Annotated in this window: 17 protein-coding genes; 8 read left to right on the top strand and 9 right to left on the bottom strand. The window is 69.1% G+C overall.

Annotated features, from left to right (window positions below):
* Positions 1 to 52: 52 nt before the first annotated feature.
* The 6 genes from moeB (at position 53) to ER308_RS18835 (ending at position 7,333) form a co-directional block, all read left to right on the top strand.
* Positions 53 to 1,219 (top strand): molybdopterin-synthase adenylyltransferase MoeB, encoded by a 1,167-nt coding sequence (gene moeB / locus ER308_RS18810; RefSeq protein WP_131156407.1) that lies wholly within the window; start codon positions 53 to 55, stop codon positions 1,217 to 1,219.
* A 207-nt stretch (positions 1,220 to 1,426) separates the two neighbouring features.
* Positions 1,427 to 2,695: a C40 family peptidase gene (locus ER308_RS22630; protein WP_131156408.1), complete on the top strand. Its 1,269-nt coding sequence runs from the start codon at positions 1,427 to 1,429 to the stop codon at positions 2,693 to 2,695.
* 319 nt (positions 2,696 to 3,014) lie between these two features.
* Complete coding sequence (locus tag ER308_RS18820; RefSeq protein ID WP_205745733.1) at positions 3,015 to 3,941, top strand: U32 family peptidase; 927 nt, start codon at positions 3,015 to 3,017, stop codon at positions 3,939 to 3,941.
* Position 3,942: 1 nt separating this feature from the next.
* Positions 3,943 to 5,583 (top strand): aldehyde dehydrogenase (NADP(+)), encoded by a 1,641-nt coding sequence (locus ER308_RS18825; RefSeq protein WP_131156410.1) that lies wholly within the window; start codon positions 3,943 to 3,945, stop codon positions 5,581 to 5,583.
* A complete protein-coding gene (locus tag ER308_RS18830; protein ID WP_131156411.1) occupies positions 5,580 to 6,440 on the top strand; it encodes a fumarylacetoacetate hydrolase family protein in 861 nt (286 codons plus the stop codon). Before ER308_RS18825 ends, ER308_RS18830 begins: the two co-directional genes overlap by 4 nt.
* Positions 6,441 to 6,478: 38 nt before the next feature.
* Positions 6,479 to 7,333, top strand: a complete 855-nt coding sequence (locus tag ER308_RS18835) for a fumarylacetoacetate hydrolase family protein (RefSeq protein WP_131156412.1) — start codon at positions 6,479 to 6,481, stop codon at positions 7,331 to 7,333.
* A gap of 18 nt (positions 7,334 to 7,351) precedes the next feature.
* Here the strand turns inward: ER308_RS18835 and ER308_RS22140 are convergent, their stop codons facing one another.
* From ER308_RS22140 to ER308_RS18875, 9 genes are all read right to left on the bottom strand, one after another.
* A complete protein-coding gene (locus tag ER308_RS22140; RefSeq protein ID WP_205745734.1) occupies positions 7,352 to 7,957 on the bottom strand; it encodes a cysteine hydrolase family protein in 606 nt (201 codons plus the stop codon).
* Positions 7,958 to 7,982: 25 nt separating this feature from the next.
* A complete protein-coding gene (locus ER308_RS22145) occupies positions 7,983 to 8,894 on the bottom strand; it encodes an SMP-30/gluconolactonase/LRE family protein (protein WP_205745735.1) in 912 nt (303 codons plus the stop codon).
* Between the two features lie 138 nt (positions 8,895 to 9,032).
* Positions 9,033 to 9,818, bottom strand: coding sequence for an IclR family transcriptional regulator (locus tag ER308_RS18845; protein ID WP_165492251.1), 786 nt, complete (start codon positions 9,816 to 9,818; stop codon positions 9,033 to 9,035).
* Positions 9,819 to 9,997: 179 nt separating this feature from the next.
* On the bottom strand, positions 9,998 to 10,306 hold the full coding sequence (locus ER308_RS21850; protein WP_165492252.1) for an EthD family reductase: 309 nt from the start codon (positions 10,304 to 10,306) through the stop codon (positions 9,998 to 10,000).
* Positions 10,307 to 10,347: 41 nt separating this feature from the next.
* Complete coding sequence (locus ER308_RS18855) at positions 10,348 to 11,016, bottom strand: cyclase family protein (RefSeq protein WP_165492253.1); 669 nt, start codon at positions 11,014 to 11,016, stop codon at positions 10,348 to 10,350.
* A 43-nt stretch (positions 11,017 to 11,059) separates the two neighbouring features.
* On the bottom strand, positions 11,060 to 12,154 hold the full coding sequence (locus ER308_RS22875; RefSeq protein WP_131156416.1) for a xanthine dehydrogenase family protein molybdopterin-binding subunit: 1,095 nt from the start codon (positions 12,152 to 12,154) through the stop codon (positions 11,060 to 11,062).
* The gene (locus ER308_RS22880) at positions 12,151 to 13,527 is read right to left on the bottom strand and encodes a xanthine dehydrogenase family protein molybdopterin-binding subunit (RefSeq protein WP_131156417.1); all 1,377 of its coding nucleotides are present in this window, start codon (positions 13,525 to 13,527) and stop codon (positions 12,151 to 12,153) included. The genes ER308_RS22875 and ER308_RS22880 overlap by 4 nt, the downstream gene beginning before the upstream one ends.
* Positions 13,524 to 14,057 (bottom strand): (2Fe-2S)-binding protein, encoded by a 534-nt coding sequence (locus ER308_RS18870; RefSeq protein ID WP_131156418.1) that lies wholly within the window; start codon positions 14,055 to 14,057, stop codon positions 13,524 to 13,526. The genes ER308_RS22880 and ER308_RS18870 overlap by 4 nt, the downstream gene beginning before the upstream one ends.
* Positions 14,058 to 14,077: 20 nt before the next feature.
* Complete coding sequence (locus ER308_RS18875) at positions 14,078 to 15,049, bottom strand: FAD binding domain-containing protein (RefSeq protein WP_131156419.1); 972 nt, start codon at positions 15,047 to 15,049, stop codon at positions 14,078 to 14,080.
* 175 nt (positions 15,050 to 15,224) lie between these two features.
* Between ER308_RS18875 and ER308_RS18880 the strand changes: the two genes are divergently transcribed.
* Positions 15,225 to 16,085, top strand: a complete 861-nt coding sequence (locus ER308_RS18880; RefSeq protein ID WP_131156420.1) for a branched-chain amino acid ABC transporter permease — start codon at positions 15,225 to 15,227, stop codon at positions 16,083 to 16,085.
* Positions 16,082 to 17,137: a branched-chain amino acid ABC transporter permease gene (locus ER308_RS18885; protein WP_131156421.1), complete on the top strand. Its 1,056-nt coding sequence runs from the start codon at positions 16,082 to 16,084 to the stop codon at positions 17,135 to 17,137. The genes ER308_RS18880 and ER308_RS18885 overlap by 4 nt, the downstream gene beginning before the upstream one ends.
* Positions 17,138 to 17,170 lie beyond the last annotated feature (33 nt).

Consider the following 17,170-nt stretch of genomic DNA (forward strand, 5'->3'; position numbering starts at 1 on the left):
GGACCACGGCCCGCCGGGAATAGTCGACCCCCAATGATTGGTTGACCCGAATATGGAACCGCTCATTGCTGAACCAGCCACGCTGACCAAGGACGAGATCGCTCGCTACAGCCGCCATCTCATCATGCCCAACATCGGCGTCGAGGGGCAGGGTCGGCTGAAGAACGCGAAGATCCTGCTCGTCGGGACCGGCGGCCTGGGCAGCCCGTTGGCCATGTACCTGGCCGCCGCGGGGGTCGGCACCCTCGGCCTCGTCGACTTCGACACCGTCGACGAGTCCAACCTGCAGCGCCAGGTCATCCACGGCACGAAGGACATCGGCAAGCGCAAGGTCCTGTCCGCGCAGGAGACGATCAACGACCTGAATCCCGATACCGAGGTGCGGATCCACGAGACCAGCCTGCGCAGCGACAACGCGCTCGGGATCATCGAGGACTACGACATCGTGATCGACGGGACCGACAACTTCCCGACGCGCTACCTCGTCAACGACGCCTGCGTGCTGCTCGGCAAGCCGAACGTGTACGGCTCGATCTTCCGCTTCGACGGGCAGCTCAGCGTCTTCTACGCCGACGAGGGCCCGTGCTACCGGTGCATGTTCCCGGAACCGCCGCCCCCCGGGATGGTGCCGAGCTGCGCCGAGGGCGGGGTCTTCGGCGTGATCCCCGGGACGATCGGCGCGGGGCAGGCCACCGAGGCGATCAAGCTGATCACCGGCAACGGGGACCCGCTGATCGGGCGGATGCAGCTGTACGACGCCCTCGAGGCCCGTTGGCAGACCATCAAGGTCAACAAGGACCCCGAGTGCCCGGTGTGCGGCAAGAACCCGACCGTCACCGAGCTGATCGACTACGAGGCCTTCTGCGGGATGCCCGCCAACGACCACGAGGCCGCGGACGCGCTCGACGGCGAGGTGCAGATCACCCCGCGCGAGCTCGAGGAGGTCCGCGACCGGGTGCGGGTCATCGACGTCCGCGAGCCGCACGAGTACCAGATCAGCAGCATCCCCGGCGCCGAGCTCATCCCCCTGGGCGAGCTGCCCCAGCGGATGCAGGAGCTCGACTCGAGTGAGGACATCGTCCTGCACTGCAAGTCCGGTGCACGCTCGATGGAGGCGCTCGAGTTGCTGCAGGGGGCGGGGTTCCGCAAGCTCAAGAACCTGCAGGGCGGCATCAACGCGTACGCCAAGCAGGTCGACGACTCGATCCCCGTCTACTGATCACGGTCCCATCGACCCGATGCCCCGCCAGCCACGGCGGGGCATTCGCCTTCCGGGACAGGGGGCTCGCGGCTTCTTGGGGACGGTGCTTGGAATCGCGGATGCTGATACGGCATGATCCGCGCCGACATGCACCCCCCAAGCCCCCACGAGCGACACACACTTCCCGGTTCGGCCTCGGCGCGCCCCCAGGCCGGGAGTCGATCCGTGCTCGCCGGCGCGGCGGGTGCGCTGGTGCTGGGTCTCGCGGTGGCCCTCAGCGCACCGGTCGCATTGGCCGACCCGGCCACGCTCGATGAGATCGACGAGCAGCGCGAAGAGCTCGAGGCCGAGCGCGAGGCGCGCGAGGCCGAGCGCGACGAGCTCGACCGCGAGCGCACCGAGGCCGAGGAGCGGCTGGCGGAGCTCGACGAAGCGGCGAGCCGCGAGGTCGAGGCCTACCGCGCCGCCCAGGCCGAGCGCGACGAGCTCGAGAGCCGCGTCGCCGAGGCCCAGGAGTCGGTGCGTCAAGCACGAGCCGCGGTGACGGCGCAGCAGGACCGCGCCGCGGAGATCGTCCGCGCCCGCTACAAGGGAGAACAGGCGGCCTCGTTCGCTTCGTTGCTCGGCAGCGACCCCCGTGACGTCGCCCGCCAGAGCGGTTATCTGTCCGGGTTGCAGCGCGGCCGCCGAGCCGACATCGAGGAGCTCGCGGCCACCCAGGCGGTGCTGGAGGCCGAGCGGGAGCGGCTCGTGGCCGCCGAGGCTGCCGCGGACGAGGCCGTAGCTCAGGTCGAGGCGCGGCGTGAGGCCGTGGAGGAGCGGTTCGCGGCGCAGGAGGAGGAACTCGAGGAACTGCGCGCCGCGGTCGCGGGAGCCGAGGACCAGCTCGCCGCGACCGAGGAGGATCTGCAGGCTGCCGAGGCGCGGCGCGAGGAGGCCGAGCGTGCCGCCGAGGAAGCTCGGCAGGCCGAGATGGCCGAGACGGCTGCCCAGGTGGAGGCCGAGGACGAGGACGGCGGCGGTGCACCGGCCGAACCCGATGGGCCCGACGAGGCCGATGAGTCCGAGGCCGCGGGATCCGGGGACTCCGACGGCTCCGGGGGCGACCAGGCCCAGGACGGGGCCGGGGAACCCGCCGGATCGGGTGCGGCGCAGGTCGCGGTCGACACGGCGCTGGCCCAGCAGGGCACCCCGTATCAGTGGGGTGGCAACGGCCCTGACACCTTCGACTGCTCGGGCCTGACGTCGTACGCGTGGCGGGCTGCCGGTGTGGAGATCCCGCGCACCTCCCAGGCGCAGCACGACGGCCTGCCGAACGTGTCACGCGATCAGCTGCGGCCGGGCGACCTGGTGTTCTTCGGCAACCCGATCCACCACGTGGGCCTGTACATCGGTGGTGGGCAGATGGTGGAGGCGCCCTACTCCGGCCAGGTCGTCCGCACTCGCTCGATCGACCGGTCGGACTACGTCGGTGCGGCACGCCCCGGGGGCTAAGAGCGCGCGACCGGGCGTCCAGGGGTGACGGGCTGATCCCCGGGGTTGAGGGCTGACCCTCCCCTGGGTGTAACCGAACACCCTGACGAGCGCATCCGAGGCGCCTGAGATCCTCGAGTTCTCAGGTGTCTGTCGAGAGCCCAACCAGGTAGGCCAGAACCGGTTCGAGGTACCTGCGCTTCGTCATGTGGGCGCGGACAGACTCGACGATGATTCCGGGACTCGGAACAAGCTGGCGCACAATCCTGAAATGTGGAAAGCTGTTCGCGGTCGGCTCGACGGCCGGCGGTCGGCCCTCGAGAAGGAGCGGAGGTCGCGCGTGGAGGACGTCGGAGACACAGTCGCTGCGCTCGGCCTGCCCGTCGGGGATCCCGCGGCCGCGGGAACCTCGCCACGAACGTTCGACGACGGTGCTCAGTACCGTGTCGAGATCCCCTCCGTGGAGGGGCCGGAAGCCCTCCAGGCCGTCATCGATACGGCCGACGAGTACCGCGTCCCCGTGCATCGCGTCAGTCAGGGCAGCGGGATCATGCTGCAGACCGATGCCGAGATCGACCGGATGGTCGCACTCGGACGACAGAACGGGATCGAGGTCTGCCTCTTCGTGGGCCCCCGGGCCTCGTGGGACGTGGGCGCACAGGCCCGAGCGGACACTGGGATGGTGGTGGGAGGTTCGCTCCGTGGTGCGGATCAGCTGGCCTTCGGCGTCGAGGATGTCCGCCGAGGTTGCGAGCTCGGGCTGCGGAGCGTGCTCGTCGGTGACCTCGGCCAGCTGTGGGTGTTGAACGAACTCAGGTCACGAGGTGCCCTGCCGGCGGATCTGGTCCTCAAGACCTCGGTGACCCTGCCGGCGGCCAACCCGGCAACGGCACGGGTCCTCGAAGGGCTTGGCGCGACCACGATCAACCTGCCGGTTGACCTCTCGGTCGCGCAGATCGCGGCGATCCGTGAGGCCGTGACCGTCCCGCTCGATATGTACATCGAAGCCGCGGACGACTTCGGCGGATCCGTGCGCTACTACGAGCTCCCCGAGATCGTGCGGGTAGCCGCCCCCGTGTACCTCAAGTTCACGGTTCGGAACGCTCCCGGGCTGTATCCGGCCGGGGGCCACCTTCGCGAACTCGTGCTCTCGACTGCACGTGAACGTGTCCGCCGTGCCGCGATCGGACTGGGGACGTTGGAACGCGCGGCCGCGCGGCCGTTCCCGCGGCAGGACGGCACGCCCCCGACCGAGAGGTCCGCATGACATGACACCCCCTCACGACACCGAGACGCTGGTCGGCGGTCAGCTCATCGCCGGCGAATGGATCCGGCCCGACGGGGGCGACGTGCAGGCCATCGATCCCCGAACGGGCGAGCCCGTTCTCCCCGTGTTCGCCGAGGCGACCACTGTGGAGGTGGACTCCGCCGCTGGCGCAGCCGGCTCGGCCGCGCCCGCGCTCGCGCGTTGGGACGGGCATCGGATCGCGGGACTGCTCAGGGCGATCGCAGCTCAGCTCGAGGAACGGGACGAGCCGATCGTGGCGCGAGCGGACCTGGAGACCGCCTTGGGTCTGGGCCGTCTGCGGAACGAGCTGGCGCGCACCACCGCACAGTTCCGCATGTTCGCCGACCTCGTGGAGACGGGTGCGCACTACGAGGCGATCATCGATGGCCCCGACCCGGCCACGACGCCACCGCGTCCGGATCTTCGGCGACTGCTGCTGCCGCTGGGTCCGGTGGCGGTGTTCGGGGCGAGCAACTTCCCCCTCGCGTTCAGCGTTCCGGGGGGTGACACCGCGTCGGCTCTCGCGGCCGGCTGTCCGGTGGTCGCGAAGGCGCATCCGGCGCATCCCGGCACGTCCGAGCTCTGTGCCGCTGCGATCGCCGACGCGATGCGAGACGCGGGCGCGCCTGCGGGGACGTTCTCCCTGGTTCAGGGTGCGGGACCTGAAGTGGGCACGATGCTGGTTGGCCACGAGGCCGTGGCCGCGGTCGGGTTCACCGGCTCCTTGAGCGCGGGGCGTGCGCTTCACGACGTGGCGGCTTCCCGTCCCGCGCCGATCCCTGTCTACGCGGAGATGGGCAGTCTGAACCCGGTGTTCGTGACCGCGGCGGCCCTCGCGGAGCGCGGAGAGGAGGTCGCCAGTGCGTTCGCGGGATCGATGACGCTCGGCACGGGGCAGTTCTGCACCAAGCCCGGCGTCGTCTTCGTACCTGACGACGAGCAGGGTCAGGCGTTCGCCGAGGCAGTGGTGGCGCGACTCGCGGCGCACGACCCGGGCCCACTGCTCACGCCCCGCATCCGTGACAGCCTCGCGACACAGCTCGACGAGACCCTGCAGCTGCCCGGGGTGGAGACCCTCGTGGAGGGGCAGCTCCCAGGCGGTCAGGCTCCGATAGCCGGGCCCACGCTTCTGCGTACCGACTTCGACACGTTCCTCGCGACGTCAGCACTCGCCCGTGAGCACTTCGGACCGGTCGGTCTGCTCGTACGCGTGGGATCGTCCCGGCTGGTGGAGGCGGCCGGGCACATGGACGGGAGCCTCACCGCCACGGTGCATGGGACGGAGGGGGAGGCCTCGCGACTGGAGGCGCTGTTCGAGGAACTGACCCGTCGCGCCGGTCGCGTGATCTGGAACGGGTTCCCCACCGGCGTCGCGGTGACCGCCGCCCAGCACCACGGGGGCCCGTACCCAGCGACGACGGCGCCGGGCCACACCTCAGTCGGCACGACGGCCGTTCGTCGCTTCCAACGTCCGGTGGCCTACCAGGGTACCCCGGAATCTTTGCTCCCCGCGGCACTGCGCGATGACAACCCGCTCGGGATCCCTCGCACCGTCGACGGGGTCCTCACTCGCGAGTCCGTGGAGTCGGTGCGCCCGTTCACTGGGAAGGGCTCGTCATGAAACTCGTGCGGGTCGGCCCCCCGGGCCGGGAACGTCCCGGTGTGCTGGGAGCCGGGGGAGAGGTGCTCGACGCCACCAGCGTGACCGCGGACTACGGTCCGGAGTTCTTCGCGTCCGACGGGCTCTCACGCCTCCGAGAACGGGTGGACGCTGTCGACGGGCTCCCGCGGATGCGAACCGACGGGGAACGCGTGGGTGCACCCGTGGGCCGCCCGTACGAGGTACTGTGCCTGGGCCTCAACTACGCGGATCACGCGGCCGAGTCGGGCATGACCTTGCCCGAGGAACCCGTGGTGTTCAACAAGCTCTCGAACACGATTGTCGGGCCCTTCGACGACATCGTGCGTCCTCCCCACAGCGAGCGAGTCGACTACGAGGTCGAGTTGGCCGTCGTGCTCGGTGCGCCTGCCCAGTACCTCCCCGACCTCGAGGCTGCGGCGGCGACGATCGCCGGCTATGCCATCACCAACGACGTCTCCGAGCGCGACTACCAGCTGAACCGGGGCGGGCAGTGGGTGAAGGGGAAATCGTGCGCCACGTTCAACCCATTGGGGCCGTGGCTGGTCACCGCGGACGAGGTCCCCGACCCCCACGCCCTTGCCATCGAGCTGTCGGTGAACGGCGAAACCCGTCAGGCCAGCCAAACCGCGGAGATGGTGTTCGCGGTGCCGTACGTGGTCTGGTACCTCAGCCAGTTCTTCGCGCTGGAGCCGGGAGACCTGATCAACACTGGCACGCCTCCTGGGGTTGGGATGGGTTGGGAGCCTCCTCGGTACCTGAAGGCCGGGGACACGGTCGAAGCGACGATCGAGGGGCTCGGGACCCAACGGCAGCGTGTGGTCGATCTCATCCCTTGAGGGTCCACGCGCGGGGCGTCGCCAGCGAGGAGGAGGCCATGGGGCTCTGGCAGCTCGAGTTCGAGGGGTCGTGCCGGCTCGCGCGCGGTGATCCCGAGGATGGACCCCGGGAGGTCCTGCGGGAGGAGGTGGGCCTCGACGAGGTGGTGCGGGCTGGTGCGGATGCTCTGCAGGCAGTGCTCGCCTCTGCTTCGGACGGCCCTGTGCCCCCCGGTGCTCGTGTCACTGCGCCGGTGGGTCAGCAGGAGGTCTGGGCGGCCGGTGTGACCTATGGACGCAGCCGGGACGCCCGTGTCGAGGAGTCCGGGGTCCCCGACAGCTACGACCTCGTGTACGCGGCCCCTCGGCCGGAGCTGTTCATGAAGGCCGCCCCGGGGCGGGTCCGTGGTCCCGGAGAAACCGTGGGTGTGCGCGCGGACTCGGGCTGGGACGTCCCGGAACCGGAGTTGGCGCTCATTGCCGACCCACGGGGCGAGCTCATCGCCTATACGCTCGGCAATGACGTCTCCTCACGACGCATCGAGGGCGAGAACCCGCTTTACCTGCCGCAAGCGAAGATGTACCGGCACAGCTGTGCGCTGGGACCGTGCCTCGTGCCCGTCGACCGGGCGCCCGAGCGCCGGGATCTCCGCATCTCGCTCGAGGTCCACCGCGAAGGGCAGGTGTGCTACGCGGATCGAGTGGATGTCGCCGACATGCGGCGCACCCCCGAAGAGCTGCTCGAGTGGCTCTACCGTGCTCAGGACTACCCGAACGGGGTGGTGCTGCTCACGGGCACCGCGATCGTCCCGGATGACGAGTTCACGCTTCGTCCGGGGGACGAGGTCGTAGTGCGTGTACCGGGGCTCGGCGAGCTTCGCAACGCCGTCGAACGGGTCGGGAGGTCCGCCTAGGACGTCCGTGACGGGTGTCTACGAGAGCGCGTCGCGGAGCTCGCGGGTCAGCATGACGGTCGCGACGTTCTGGATGGCGAACTCCGTGGAGGCGTGCTGCCACTCGTCGTCGAAGGTGGCGGTCGCGTCGCTCGGCAGCACCACCCGGAACCCGGCATCGGCGGCATGACGCGCCGTGTGCTCCACCGCCATGTTCGTGAGGGCCCCTGCACTGATCAGCGTGTCGACGCCGAGGGCGCGGAGGAGGGGCTCGAGACGGCTCGAGACGAACGGGTTCATGCGGTTCTTCTCGACCACGTGCTCGTCGTCCCTGGGGACCAGGTTCTCCACCGGCGCGGCCCCCCAGGTCCCCCGGACCATCGCCCCGGAGTCGATCAAGCCCTGGAAGAGGGGAGCGCACGCTCGCTGGTCAGCGGCACCGGGCGCCACCACGTACCACACGTGCACGACGTGCCCACCGGCTTGCTTGAGATCGTCGGCGAGAGCGCGGAGGTTCTCCACGGTGCCCTGCTTGGCGGCATGTGTCGCGGGACCGGCGTCCGCGAAGGCGCCGCCCTCGGTGACCACGTCGTTCTGCATGTCCTGCACGATCAAGGCGGTGCGCGGGGCGTCGAATCGCGACATCGCTGCTGCTCCCGTTCGTTCGTGGTCAGGCGGCTCGCATGTAGCCGAGGGGGTTGCCGGCGACGCGCATGCGGAGGCGGTACAGCGAGGTCGAGGCGGTGATGAACAGGCTACGCCACCCCCCCTCGCCCCAATTGAGGTTCGCGACGTTCTCGGGGACGTGGATCACGCCGAGGCGTTCGGCATCCGGGCTGATCACCCAGATGCCACCGGGCCCCGTCACGTAGACGTTGCCTCGCTCGTCGCACTTCATCCCGTCCGGGACCCCCTCCTCGATGACACCTCGCCCGATGCGGTCGAAGAACACGCGGTCGTTCGTGAGACTGCCGTCGGCCTCGACATCGAAGGCGCGGATGTGGGCCCGTGTGGTGTCGTTGACGTAGAGGACGGACTCGTCGGCGGAGAAGCACAGCCCGTTAGGCTGATCGAAGTCGTCGGCGAGCAGCTGCAGCGGTCCCCCTCGCGGGGGGACACGGAAGACGCCCTGGAAGTCGAGTTCCTGGGGGCGCTCCTCGCCCACCCCCGGCATCCGGCCGAAGGTGGGATCGGTGAAGAGGATTCCCCCGTCGTCGGCGACGATGACGTCATTCGGCGAGTTGAGCTCTCGACCGTCCCAGTGGCTCGCGAGCGTCTCGTGTGTGCCGTCCGAGCGCTCCCGGACGAGCGCACTCGTCACGTGCTCGCAGACGATGAGGCTGTGGTCGGGCTCGTACGTCATCCCGTTGCACTTGTTGCTGGGATGCTTCACCACCGTCACGCCGCCCGCAGGTTCCCACCGACGACGGGTGTCGTCCGGCATGTCGCTGAACAGCAGGTAGCCACCGGGGCCGTTCCACAGGGGCCCTTCCGTGAACTGGAAACCGGTCGCCACTTGCTCCACGTCCGCCTCTTCGCCGACCAGATCGTGGAACTCTGGGGCGTCGATCTCAGCGCTCATGATCCCCACCACCTCAACCGGCCGAATGCGACGGACCACGCACATGCCCGAACGAGCCTCTGTGTGTGTGCAGTGACCCTAAAGGGGGCTCGCGCCAGGATCAAGGGTTTCAGCGCGACGATTCCGAGATACGGAACACTATGCAGGGATCACCGCTCGCAGAGGTTCGGAGGGGGCGCTCAGGTCATGGCCCGAGAGCCGGCTGGTCGCCTCGCTGAGCCGCCGCACGAGCGGGCCGTCCGGCCGGCCATCGAAGCGGCTCTCCTCGATGCAGATCGCTACGGCGCCGATCACCGCACCGGCATGGTCGCGAACGGCGCATGCCACGCCGGAGACGCCCCGCCGCCAGCTCTCGCGGTTGATCGCGTAGCCCCGCTCGCGTGTCCGCGACAGTTCCTCGCGGAGCCGGTCCGCGTCCGTGATCGTGTGGTCGGTGTACGCGGGTAGCCGTCGCCCGAGCACCCGATCGACCTCGTGAGACGGTTGATGCGCAAGGAGCATGCGGCCCGGCGAGACACAGAAGGCGGGCGCTCGCAGGTTGGCGAGACGCTCCCGGCCGGGTCCCAGTGTCCTGGGATGGGCCTCCGCGAGGTACAGGAGATCTCCCTGGTCGTACAAGCCGAGCTGTACTGAGGTGTCGAGAGCGCGGCTCAGCGCAACCAACTCGGGCCAAGTGTGGACGCGCAACGCCTCGGCGCCGCGAGCCCTGATGCCGAGACCCACGGCGCGGTGCCCGAGGCGCAGGTATCCCGTCGATGGGTCTCGACGCAGGAAACCGCGCTGCTCGAGCTCGAGCACGAGGTCCCGGGCGTCCGGCTCCTCGAGACCCAGCAGGGTGGCCGCGGCGGTATCGCTCATGGGACGCGAAGCCGTGGCGAGTGCCTCGAGCAGTCGAAACGTCGAGTGGACCGGCTCTTCGTTCACGGCTCCTCCGCTCCGCAGGAAATCGTCCGGACCCCCGGCCACCGCCGGGTCGTGCATTTTCGATTATGCGTGGGTTGAGAATGGCAAGCAAGACCCTGGAAGGCACGCCGCACCTTCCGAGACGCGCGAAGGTCCGGCCAGACGGCCGGACCTTCGGGGCGCCTCAGTTCGAGGGCGTGTCAGAACACGCGGCGCTCTTCGGTGATGAGCCGTGTGCGCGCCGAGGTGTGCGCGGCCACGTCCTCCCCGGCGGCTCGTCCCGCCTCGGTCGCGAACGCGGCGGTCCGTGCCTCGTCGTCATCGAACCAGAGCTCGCTCACCGCGTCGTAGGGATGGTTCGGATCGTCCTCGATCACCACGCTCATGCGGTACTCCCGCAGCCCGGGGAGGCGCTTGCCGTGCTCGACGTGCTCCTGGAGGGCCCAGGCGCGGAAGTCCTCGAGGGAGAGGTCCTCTCGGCGCTTCATGAGCGAGACGATCTTGATCACGATGGGTTCCTTTCCCTCGTTCAGCTCCGGCGGGTAGCTCGTCAGTGATCCAGCAGGGCGAAGAAGCGCGCGGGTGCGCCCTCCGCCTCCGCCATCTTCGGCCACGTGCAGTAGAAGGGGACGCGCACGCCCTGCGGCAACGCGGACAAGTTCGTGAGGTGTTGCATGAGGATCGCCCCCGGTTCGAGGACGATCTTGTGGATGATGAACTCCTCGGAGGTGAAGTCCGGCCGTCGGGCAGCCACCTCGCTGAAGCAGTCGAAGCCGACGGCCTTCGCCCCACGATCGAGCAGCCATTGCGCGGCATCGGGTTCGCAGTACGGCGACTCGAGGAAGTAGCGGGGGAAGTCTCCCCAGGCCTGGTCGCTCCAGTCGGTGCGGATCAGGGCGATGTCCCCCTCCCGCAATGGGGGAGCCGCGAGCTCCAGGTCCTGCGGGCTGATCCCGTGATCGGGGCCGACGTGGCTCAGGTCGATCACGAGTGCTTCGCCGCTCGCACGGTCCAGCGCGACGTCGGCGGCGGTTTCACCGTTTCGGACGCAGTGCCGGGCAAAGTCCACGTGGGAGCCGGTGTGGAGGAGCATCTCGACCTTCGAGGCCTGCCAGAACCCCGGGCCCTTGTGGAAGCTCTCCATCTTCACGTCGATGCCGGCCGACGGGGGCGAGGGAGTCCCCGGGCCGAACGGCAGGGTGAGGTCAACGATCCGCACGCGTGTCTCCTCGGTGTGAGGGTCCGGAGCGGGCCGGACCGCGTCAGGCGACGCGGATGAAGCCCTCGCCACCTGTGCTCGAGACGGTGGCGAGTGAGTCATCCTCGTCGAACACGATCCATTTGCCCTCGCGCCGGGGTTCCCGAGGCTGCTGTTCGTCCAGGGCCCGCAGGACTCGCTCGGGGCTGGCCGGCATCTGATTGATCCACACGCCGAGGGCGTCGTGTATCGCGGCAGCGATCGCGGGGGGTTGGGCGTTGTTCGCCATCTCTCCGATGGCCTTGGCGCCGTAGGGGCCATCGACGGAGGGGTTCTCGATGATGAGGTTCTCGTAGACCGGGGTGTCCTTCATCGCCGGCGGGAAGTAGTGCCCGAAGCGATCGCCGCGGTGCTCGGTGCTCGGGTAGTACGGATAGGCTTCCTCGAGGAGCCCGAGGCCGATCCCCATGGCGCCGCCGCCCTCGATCTGGCCCTCGACCATGGTCGGGTTGATCGCGCGGCCGACGTCGTAGGCCTGGATGAGTCGCAGTACGCGCACGTCGCCGGTTTCGTCGTCGGCCTCGACCTCCGCGACGCACGCGGCGTACGAGATCGCCGCGTGGGGGTCGCACTCACCGGTCTCGGGATCCGGTTCGGACGCCGGCTTCATCCACCCGCCCGACCCGGTGATGAGTGTCCCGTGGGCGTACGTTGCGGAACCCGCGACCTCGTCGACGCCGAGCGACTGGCTGGGCGAACCGCGGACCTGTACGCGGCCGTCGACGACCTCGAGGTCCTCGGCATCGACCTCCAGCTCCTTGGATGCGACCGCCAGGAGCGCGTCCCGTGTCTGCTCCGCGGCCACGCGCACCGCGTTCCCGCCGATGAACGTGCCACGGGACGCGAACGTGCCCATGCACACCGGCGAGGAGTCGGTGTTGGAGACGTCCATCTTGACCCACTCGTACGGCACGCCCAACGTGTCGGCGACGATCTGGGTATGGATCGTCCGCGACCCCTGACCGATGTCGACGGTGCCCGCGAACACGTCGACCCGGCCGTCGGGTTTGATCTTGATCCACGCCTGGCTGGGGTCGCCCCCCAAGTTCATGCCGGTCGGGTACTCGATCGCCGCGAGTCCTCGTCCCCAGTGCTTCATACCCGTTCCCTCCAGGCGTCGGCCTTGCCGATCTGGTCACGTAGATGTTCGGGCAGGAGGTCGCCCGACCGCTCCTCGCGGGTCATCGCCGCGTACTCGGGCGCCAGCTCCACGCCCGCGGCGTCGGCGCAGGCGAGGATCGTGGGCAGCGTTGACGGATCGTCCAGTTTCACCCGTGTGGGGGTGAGGTCCCCGATCCGGTTGCCGTTCTTCAGGCGGATCTCCCACGGGTCCAGTCCGAGCTCGTCCGCGATGCGGGTGAGGTGCGTCTCGGTCGCGAAGGAGACCGAGGTCACTCCGAACCCGCGCATCGCCGAGGTCGGCACCCGGTTCGTGTAGACGACGTAGGAGTTCATGAACACGTTCGGGATGGTGTAGGCGCCGGCCGAGTGGTGGAGGTGCTTCATCGCGCCGTACCCGGAGAAGCCCGTATAGGCCCCGGCGTCGTGCAAGGTGAGGGTCCGGCGGCCCAGGATCCATCCGTCGTGTGTGACGGCGTCGGCGATCTCGATGTGCCACGGCGCTCGGGTCCAGAGCGCGGTGAACTCCTCCTCTCGGGTCGCCCGGTACTTCACCGGCCGCCCTGTCTTGCGGGCGAGCAGGGCCGCGACCGGTTCGCAATGGGTGTCCACCTTCCCACCGAAGCCACCGCCCACCGTTCCACCGACGAACTTGAGCTGGTCGAAGGCCACGCCCAGGTATTTCGCGACGATGTTCATGGAAAAGTACATCGCCTGCGTCGTCGAGTGCACGGTGATCCGCCCGTCCGCCTCGGGCACGGCGAGGGCAACCTGGGGTTCGATCGGTGCCTGCTCGATGGCTTGGGGCCGATACACACCAGTGACGATCGTGTCGGCCTGTTCGAACGCCCAGTCGACGTCGCCCTTGCGCACGCGGCAGTGGTGGAACGGGTCGTAGAAGAAGAGGTTGCCGTCCGGAGCGACCTTGGGCGACTCCGGGTCGAGGGCCTTGCGCACGTCGAAGAGGGCTTCGCGCTCCTCGTACTGAACGTCGATTCGTTCGACCGCCTGTTGTGCGAGTTCCTGGGTGTCGGCCGCGACGGCGGCGACGAGCTGACCCTTGTAGCGGACCTCGTCCTCGGCGAGCAGCGGGAGATCCGGGGGGACGCCCACGTCCTCGAGGTGCCCCACCACGTTCCGGGCGGGGTCGGCGTGCGTGATCACCGCGTGCACGCCGTCCATCGCCTCCGCTGCCGAGGTGTCGATGCGGCGGACCCACGCCGAGTCGTAGGGGGAGCGCAGGGTCTTGCACCACAGTATTCCGGGGACTCGGACGTCGTCCACGTACGTGGTTCGCCCGGTGACGTGCGCGAGACCGTCATAGCGGGGGAGTCGTGCACCGATGGCCTTCATGCCTGGCCCTCCACGGTCCGGACGGGGGTGTCACCGTTGCGCGCGAGGCCGTGTTGGAGTTCCTCGAGATCGAACTGCTCGCCGCGCGCGGCGGCCTTCACGGCATCGAGAATCTTCACGTAGCCGGTGCAGCGGCACAGGTGCCCGCCCATGGCCTCCTCGATGTCCTCGTCGTCGAGCGCGCTGCCGTGCTCGGCGATCAGCCGGGTGGCGGCGAGGATCATGCCGGAGGTGCAGAAGCCGCACTGGGCGCCGTACTTGGCGTAGAAGGCCTTCTGGACGGCCGTGAGCTCGCCGTCCGAGGGCAGGCCCTCCACCGTCGTGACGCTGCCACCATCGGTCAACGCCACGGGGGTGAGACACGACCGACGAGGCTCCCCGTCGATGAGCACGGTACAGGCCCCGCAGCCACCCTGTTCACAACCTGCCTTGGCGCTCGTGATGCTCAGCTCCTCCCGCAGGACGTGGAGGAGCGAGTGCAACCCGCTGCTGCGGATCTCGTGCTCGACCCCGTTCACGCTCAGTTTCATTTCGGTGCTCCCTCCGTTGCTCAGAGCTCGGTCAGGGCCTGGGTGACGAGCTGTGGGAGTCGCCGTCGGCGGTACCACGCCGAAGCGAGCGCATCGTCGTACGGATCCGCATCCGCCACCGCTTCCGCTGCCGCCTCCTCAGGGCTCGCTCCCGCGGAGAGGGCGGTTTCGACCGAGGGGAGACGGCCGCTCTGCGGCGCTGCCCCTTTGGCGGCAACACGTGTGACGCCGTCGCTCCGAACCGCGGTCACCGCGAGTGGCGTGTACGGGATGGTGTGGAATCGGTCCATCACCGCATAGCCAGCGGCCTCCGGTACGGTGAACTCGGCCTCGAGGAGCAAGCGCTCCTCGTCTCCGCCGAACCGGCGCAGGAACGCGTCGACGCCCTCGGTCCGCTCCCCGGACGGTCCGACGGTTCGGACCGAGGCCTCGAGAGCCAGAAGGACGGCCTGCAAGTCGCCCTCACCGACGGCGCTCACGTTTCCACCGAGCGTGGCCTGCCGGCGGATCTCCGGATCGCCGATGTGGCCGGCAGCCCTCGCGAGCGGCTCGACGCCCGAGGCAGCGATGGTTTCGAGGGTCGTCGTTGCGCCCACCCGCACACGGTCGCCGTCGTGGCGCAGCTCGTCCAGGCCGGCGCGATGCAGAAAGAGGGCGCGTCCGGGCCGCACACGCCCGGCCGTGATCTCGGGCTGCAGGATCGTGGCGCCGCCGACGACGACGTCCACCCCGTCACCGAAGGCGTCGATCGCCTCCTGCCGCGAAGCAGGCACGACGACCCGGGCGTCGTCCAGCGAAACCACCATCTCGATCCACCTCGCGTCGCTGCGGGCAGGTACCGGCGCGCACCGTGTCGTCGCCTCTGGCCGGTGCGGGCGGCACGCTACGGCGGGCGCGGGCGCGGCGTCAAGATTTTTTTCCATGCAACGGAATAGTGGGTGGGCGCGGCGATCAGTTGGCCCCTTCGTGCTGCCGTTCTTGGTGAGGTCCACCCACCGTTCGGTGCCTATTGCGGGTATCCGTTCCGTCTAGTAGAAAACCGGAACGCCGAGCGGCGGGCGGGTACACGGCTCGCCCCGACCTGGCGTGTCGCGAACGCCCAACGCCCGCTTACAACGCCGCGCTCGGCCCAGGGCCGGAGCGCCCCGAGTGGAGGAGCGCGCAGGGATGACGCAGTTCGTCACCGTGACGCTCAATGCGCTCACCCTCGCGGCGCTCTACTTCCTCGTCGCCAGCGGTCTCACCCTGATCTTCGGGCTGATGCGGGTGGTGAATCTGGCGCACGGCACCCTCTACCTGTTGGGCGGCTACGTGGCCTGGCTGGTCGTCGACGCCTACGGGTTCATCCCCGGCCTCATCGTGGCGGCGGTGACGATGGGCGTGCTCGGTGTCGTGCTCCAGCAAGGGCTGTTGCGCTGGATCGAGGGCAACGACATGCGTGTCGCCCTCGTGACGATCGGGCTCTCCCTGATCGGGGCCGACCAGATGCTCGCCTACTTCGGTGGAACGGCGCACAGCATCCCGTCCCCGGAAGTCCTCCGGACCGCTTGGCCCATCGGCGTCGCCGGCGTCAGCTATCCCGCGTACCGACTGACGATCCTCTTCATCGCGGTGGCGACCGGCGTGCTGTTGTGGCTGTTGCTGCAGCGGACGCGCTTCGGGCTGATCATCCGTGCAGGGGTCGACGACCGGGACATGGTGTCAGCAACCGGGATCAACATCCGGGTCGTCTTCCTCGGGATCTTCTTCCTCGGTTCCGCACTCGCCGGATTCTCCGGCGCGATCGGCGGGGCGACCTTCTCGCTCGCGCCGGGAGTCGACATCGAGTTCCTGCTGTTCTCGCTCGTCGTCATCATCGTGGGCGGGATGGGCAGCATCCCCGGCGCGGCCATCGGCGCTGTCCTGGTCGGTCTCGTATCCCAGTACGCGCTCGCCTGGGCCACCCCGTTCTCCGCCATCCTCACGTTCGGGCTGATGATCCTGGTCCTCGCGGTGCGACCGCAGGGGCTTCTGGGGAGGGCCGCATGAGGCGGGTGCTCAAGCTCGTCGGGATCCTGGCCCTCGGGGTGGGGCTGGTGGTGTACCCGTTCGTGGTCCCCCAGCCCCAGTTCTGGGTTCTCAACGTGGGGGTGAAGGCGATCTGGCTCGGGACGACCGCCCTGAGCCTCACGTTCCTGCAGAAGTTCACGGGGCTGTTGTCGTTGGGGCAGCTGGCGTTCTACGGCATGGCGGGCTACGCCATCGCCTACCTCACCTCCGAGAACGGGTGGAGCTACGCCGCGTCGATCCCGCTGGCGATCGCCTTCGGCACCTTGCTGGGCCTGCTCGTCGCGCTCTTCGCGGTCCGATCGAGCGGCGTGTACTTCCTCATGTTGACGCTGGCGGTGTCCCAGCTGATGTTCTTCGCGGCCCTGCAGGCCTATCCGGTCACCGGCGGCCACTCCGGCATCACCGGGGTGCAGCCGCCCACGATTGCGGGCCTGGATCTTGCGACGCCCCTTGGTCTCTACTGGTTCGCCCTCCTCGTCGCGGCGCTGCTCTACGCGCTCTGCCGCTACCTCTCGCGCACACCCTTCGGGCTGGCGATGGAGGGAGTACGCGACAGCGAGGAGCGGATGCGGGCCCTGGGCTACAACGTGTACGCCCTCAAGGTCGCGGCGTTCACGGTGGCGGCCTTCGTGGCTTCGACCTCCGGGGTAGTCGCGCTCTTCTACCACCGGCAGATCACGCCCGACGGTGTGGGTCTCATCTCCTCGATCGACGTGCTCGTGGCCGCCGTGCTCGGGGGTGCGGCCAGCCTCCCCGGTGCCTACCTCGGCGCCGCCGCACTCACCTTCGTCCAGAACTTCGCACAGTTCTTCACGCCGCGCCATCTCACCTTGACGGGAGCGGTGTTCGTGATCGTGGTCATGTTCTTCCCGGGCGGCATCGCAGGGCTCGGGCGGCAGTTCAAGGGCTATGCACTCCGGTACCGGAGCCACAGGGCCCGGCACCGCGCCGCCGTTGCGCCCCCAGCGCCTGACGGCGGCCAACGCGAGGTCAAGGCGCTTCGAAGCGAGGGGGGGTCATCTCACGAGTAGCAGCAACCCATCGCCTGCGGCCGTGTGCGCCGC

This window comes from Egibacter rhizosphaerae, from assembly GCF_004322855.1.
In the GTDB taxonomy this organism is placed as follows: Bacteria; Actinomycetota; Nitriliruptoria; order Euzebyales; family Egibacteraceae; genus Egibacter; species Egibacter rhizosphaerae.

Excerpts from the sequence above, each read along its gene's own strand:
- moeB (WP_131156407.1), top strand. The coding sequence starts at position 53 with ATGGAACCGCTCATTGCTGAACCAGCCACGCTGACCAAGGACGAGATC.
- ER308_RS18825 (WP_131156410.1), top strand. The coding sequence starts at position 3,943 with ATGACACCCCCTCACGACACCGAGACGCTGGTCGGCGGTCAGCTCATC.
- ER308_RS22880 (WP_131156417.1), bottom strand. The coding sequence starts at position 13,527 with ATGAAGGCCATCGGTGCACGACTCCCCCGCTATGACGGTCTCGCGCAC.
- ER308_RS18835 (WP_131156412.1), top strand. The coding sequence starts at position 6,479 with ATGGGGCTCTGGCAGCTCGAGTTCGAGGGGTCGTGCCGGCTCGCGCGC.
- ER308_RS22145 (WP_205745735.1), bottom strand. The coding sequence starts at position 8,894 with ATGAGCGCTGAGATCGACGCCCCAGAGTTCCACGATCTGGTCGGCGAA.
- ER308_RS22875 (WP_131156416.1), bottom strand. The coding sequence starts at position 12,154 with ATGAAGCACTGGGGACGAGGACTCGCGGCGATCGAGTACCCGACCGGC.
- ER308_RS18830 (WP_131156411.1), top strand. The coding sequence starts at position 5,580 with ATGAAACTCGTGCGGGTCGGCCCCCCGGGCCGGGAACGTCCCGGTGTG.
- ER308_RS22140 (WP_205745734.1), bottom strand. The coding sequence starts at position 7,957 with ATGTCGCGATTCGACGCCCCGCGCACCGCCTTGATCGTGCAGGACATG.
- ER308_RS18870 (WP_131156418.1), bottom strand. The coding sequence starts at position 14,057 with ATGAAACTGAGCGTGAACGGGGTCGAGCACGAGATCCGCAGCAGCGGG.
- ER308_RS18880 (WP_131156420.1), top strand. The coding sequence starts at position 15,225 with ATGACGCAGTTCGTCACCGTGACGCTCAATGCGCTCACCCTCGCGGCG.
- ER308_RS18885 (WP_131156421.1), top strand. The coding sequence starts at position 16,082 with ATGAGGCGGGTGCTCAAGCTCGTCGGGATCCTGGCCCTCGGGGTGGGG.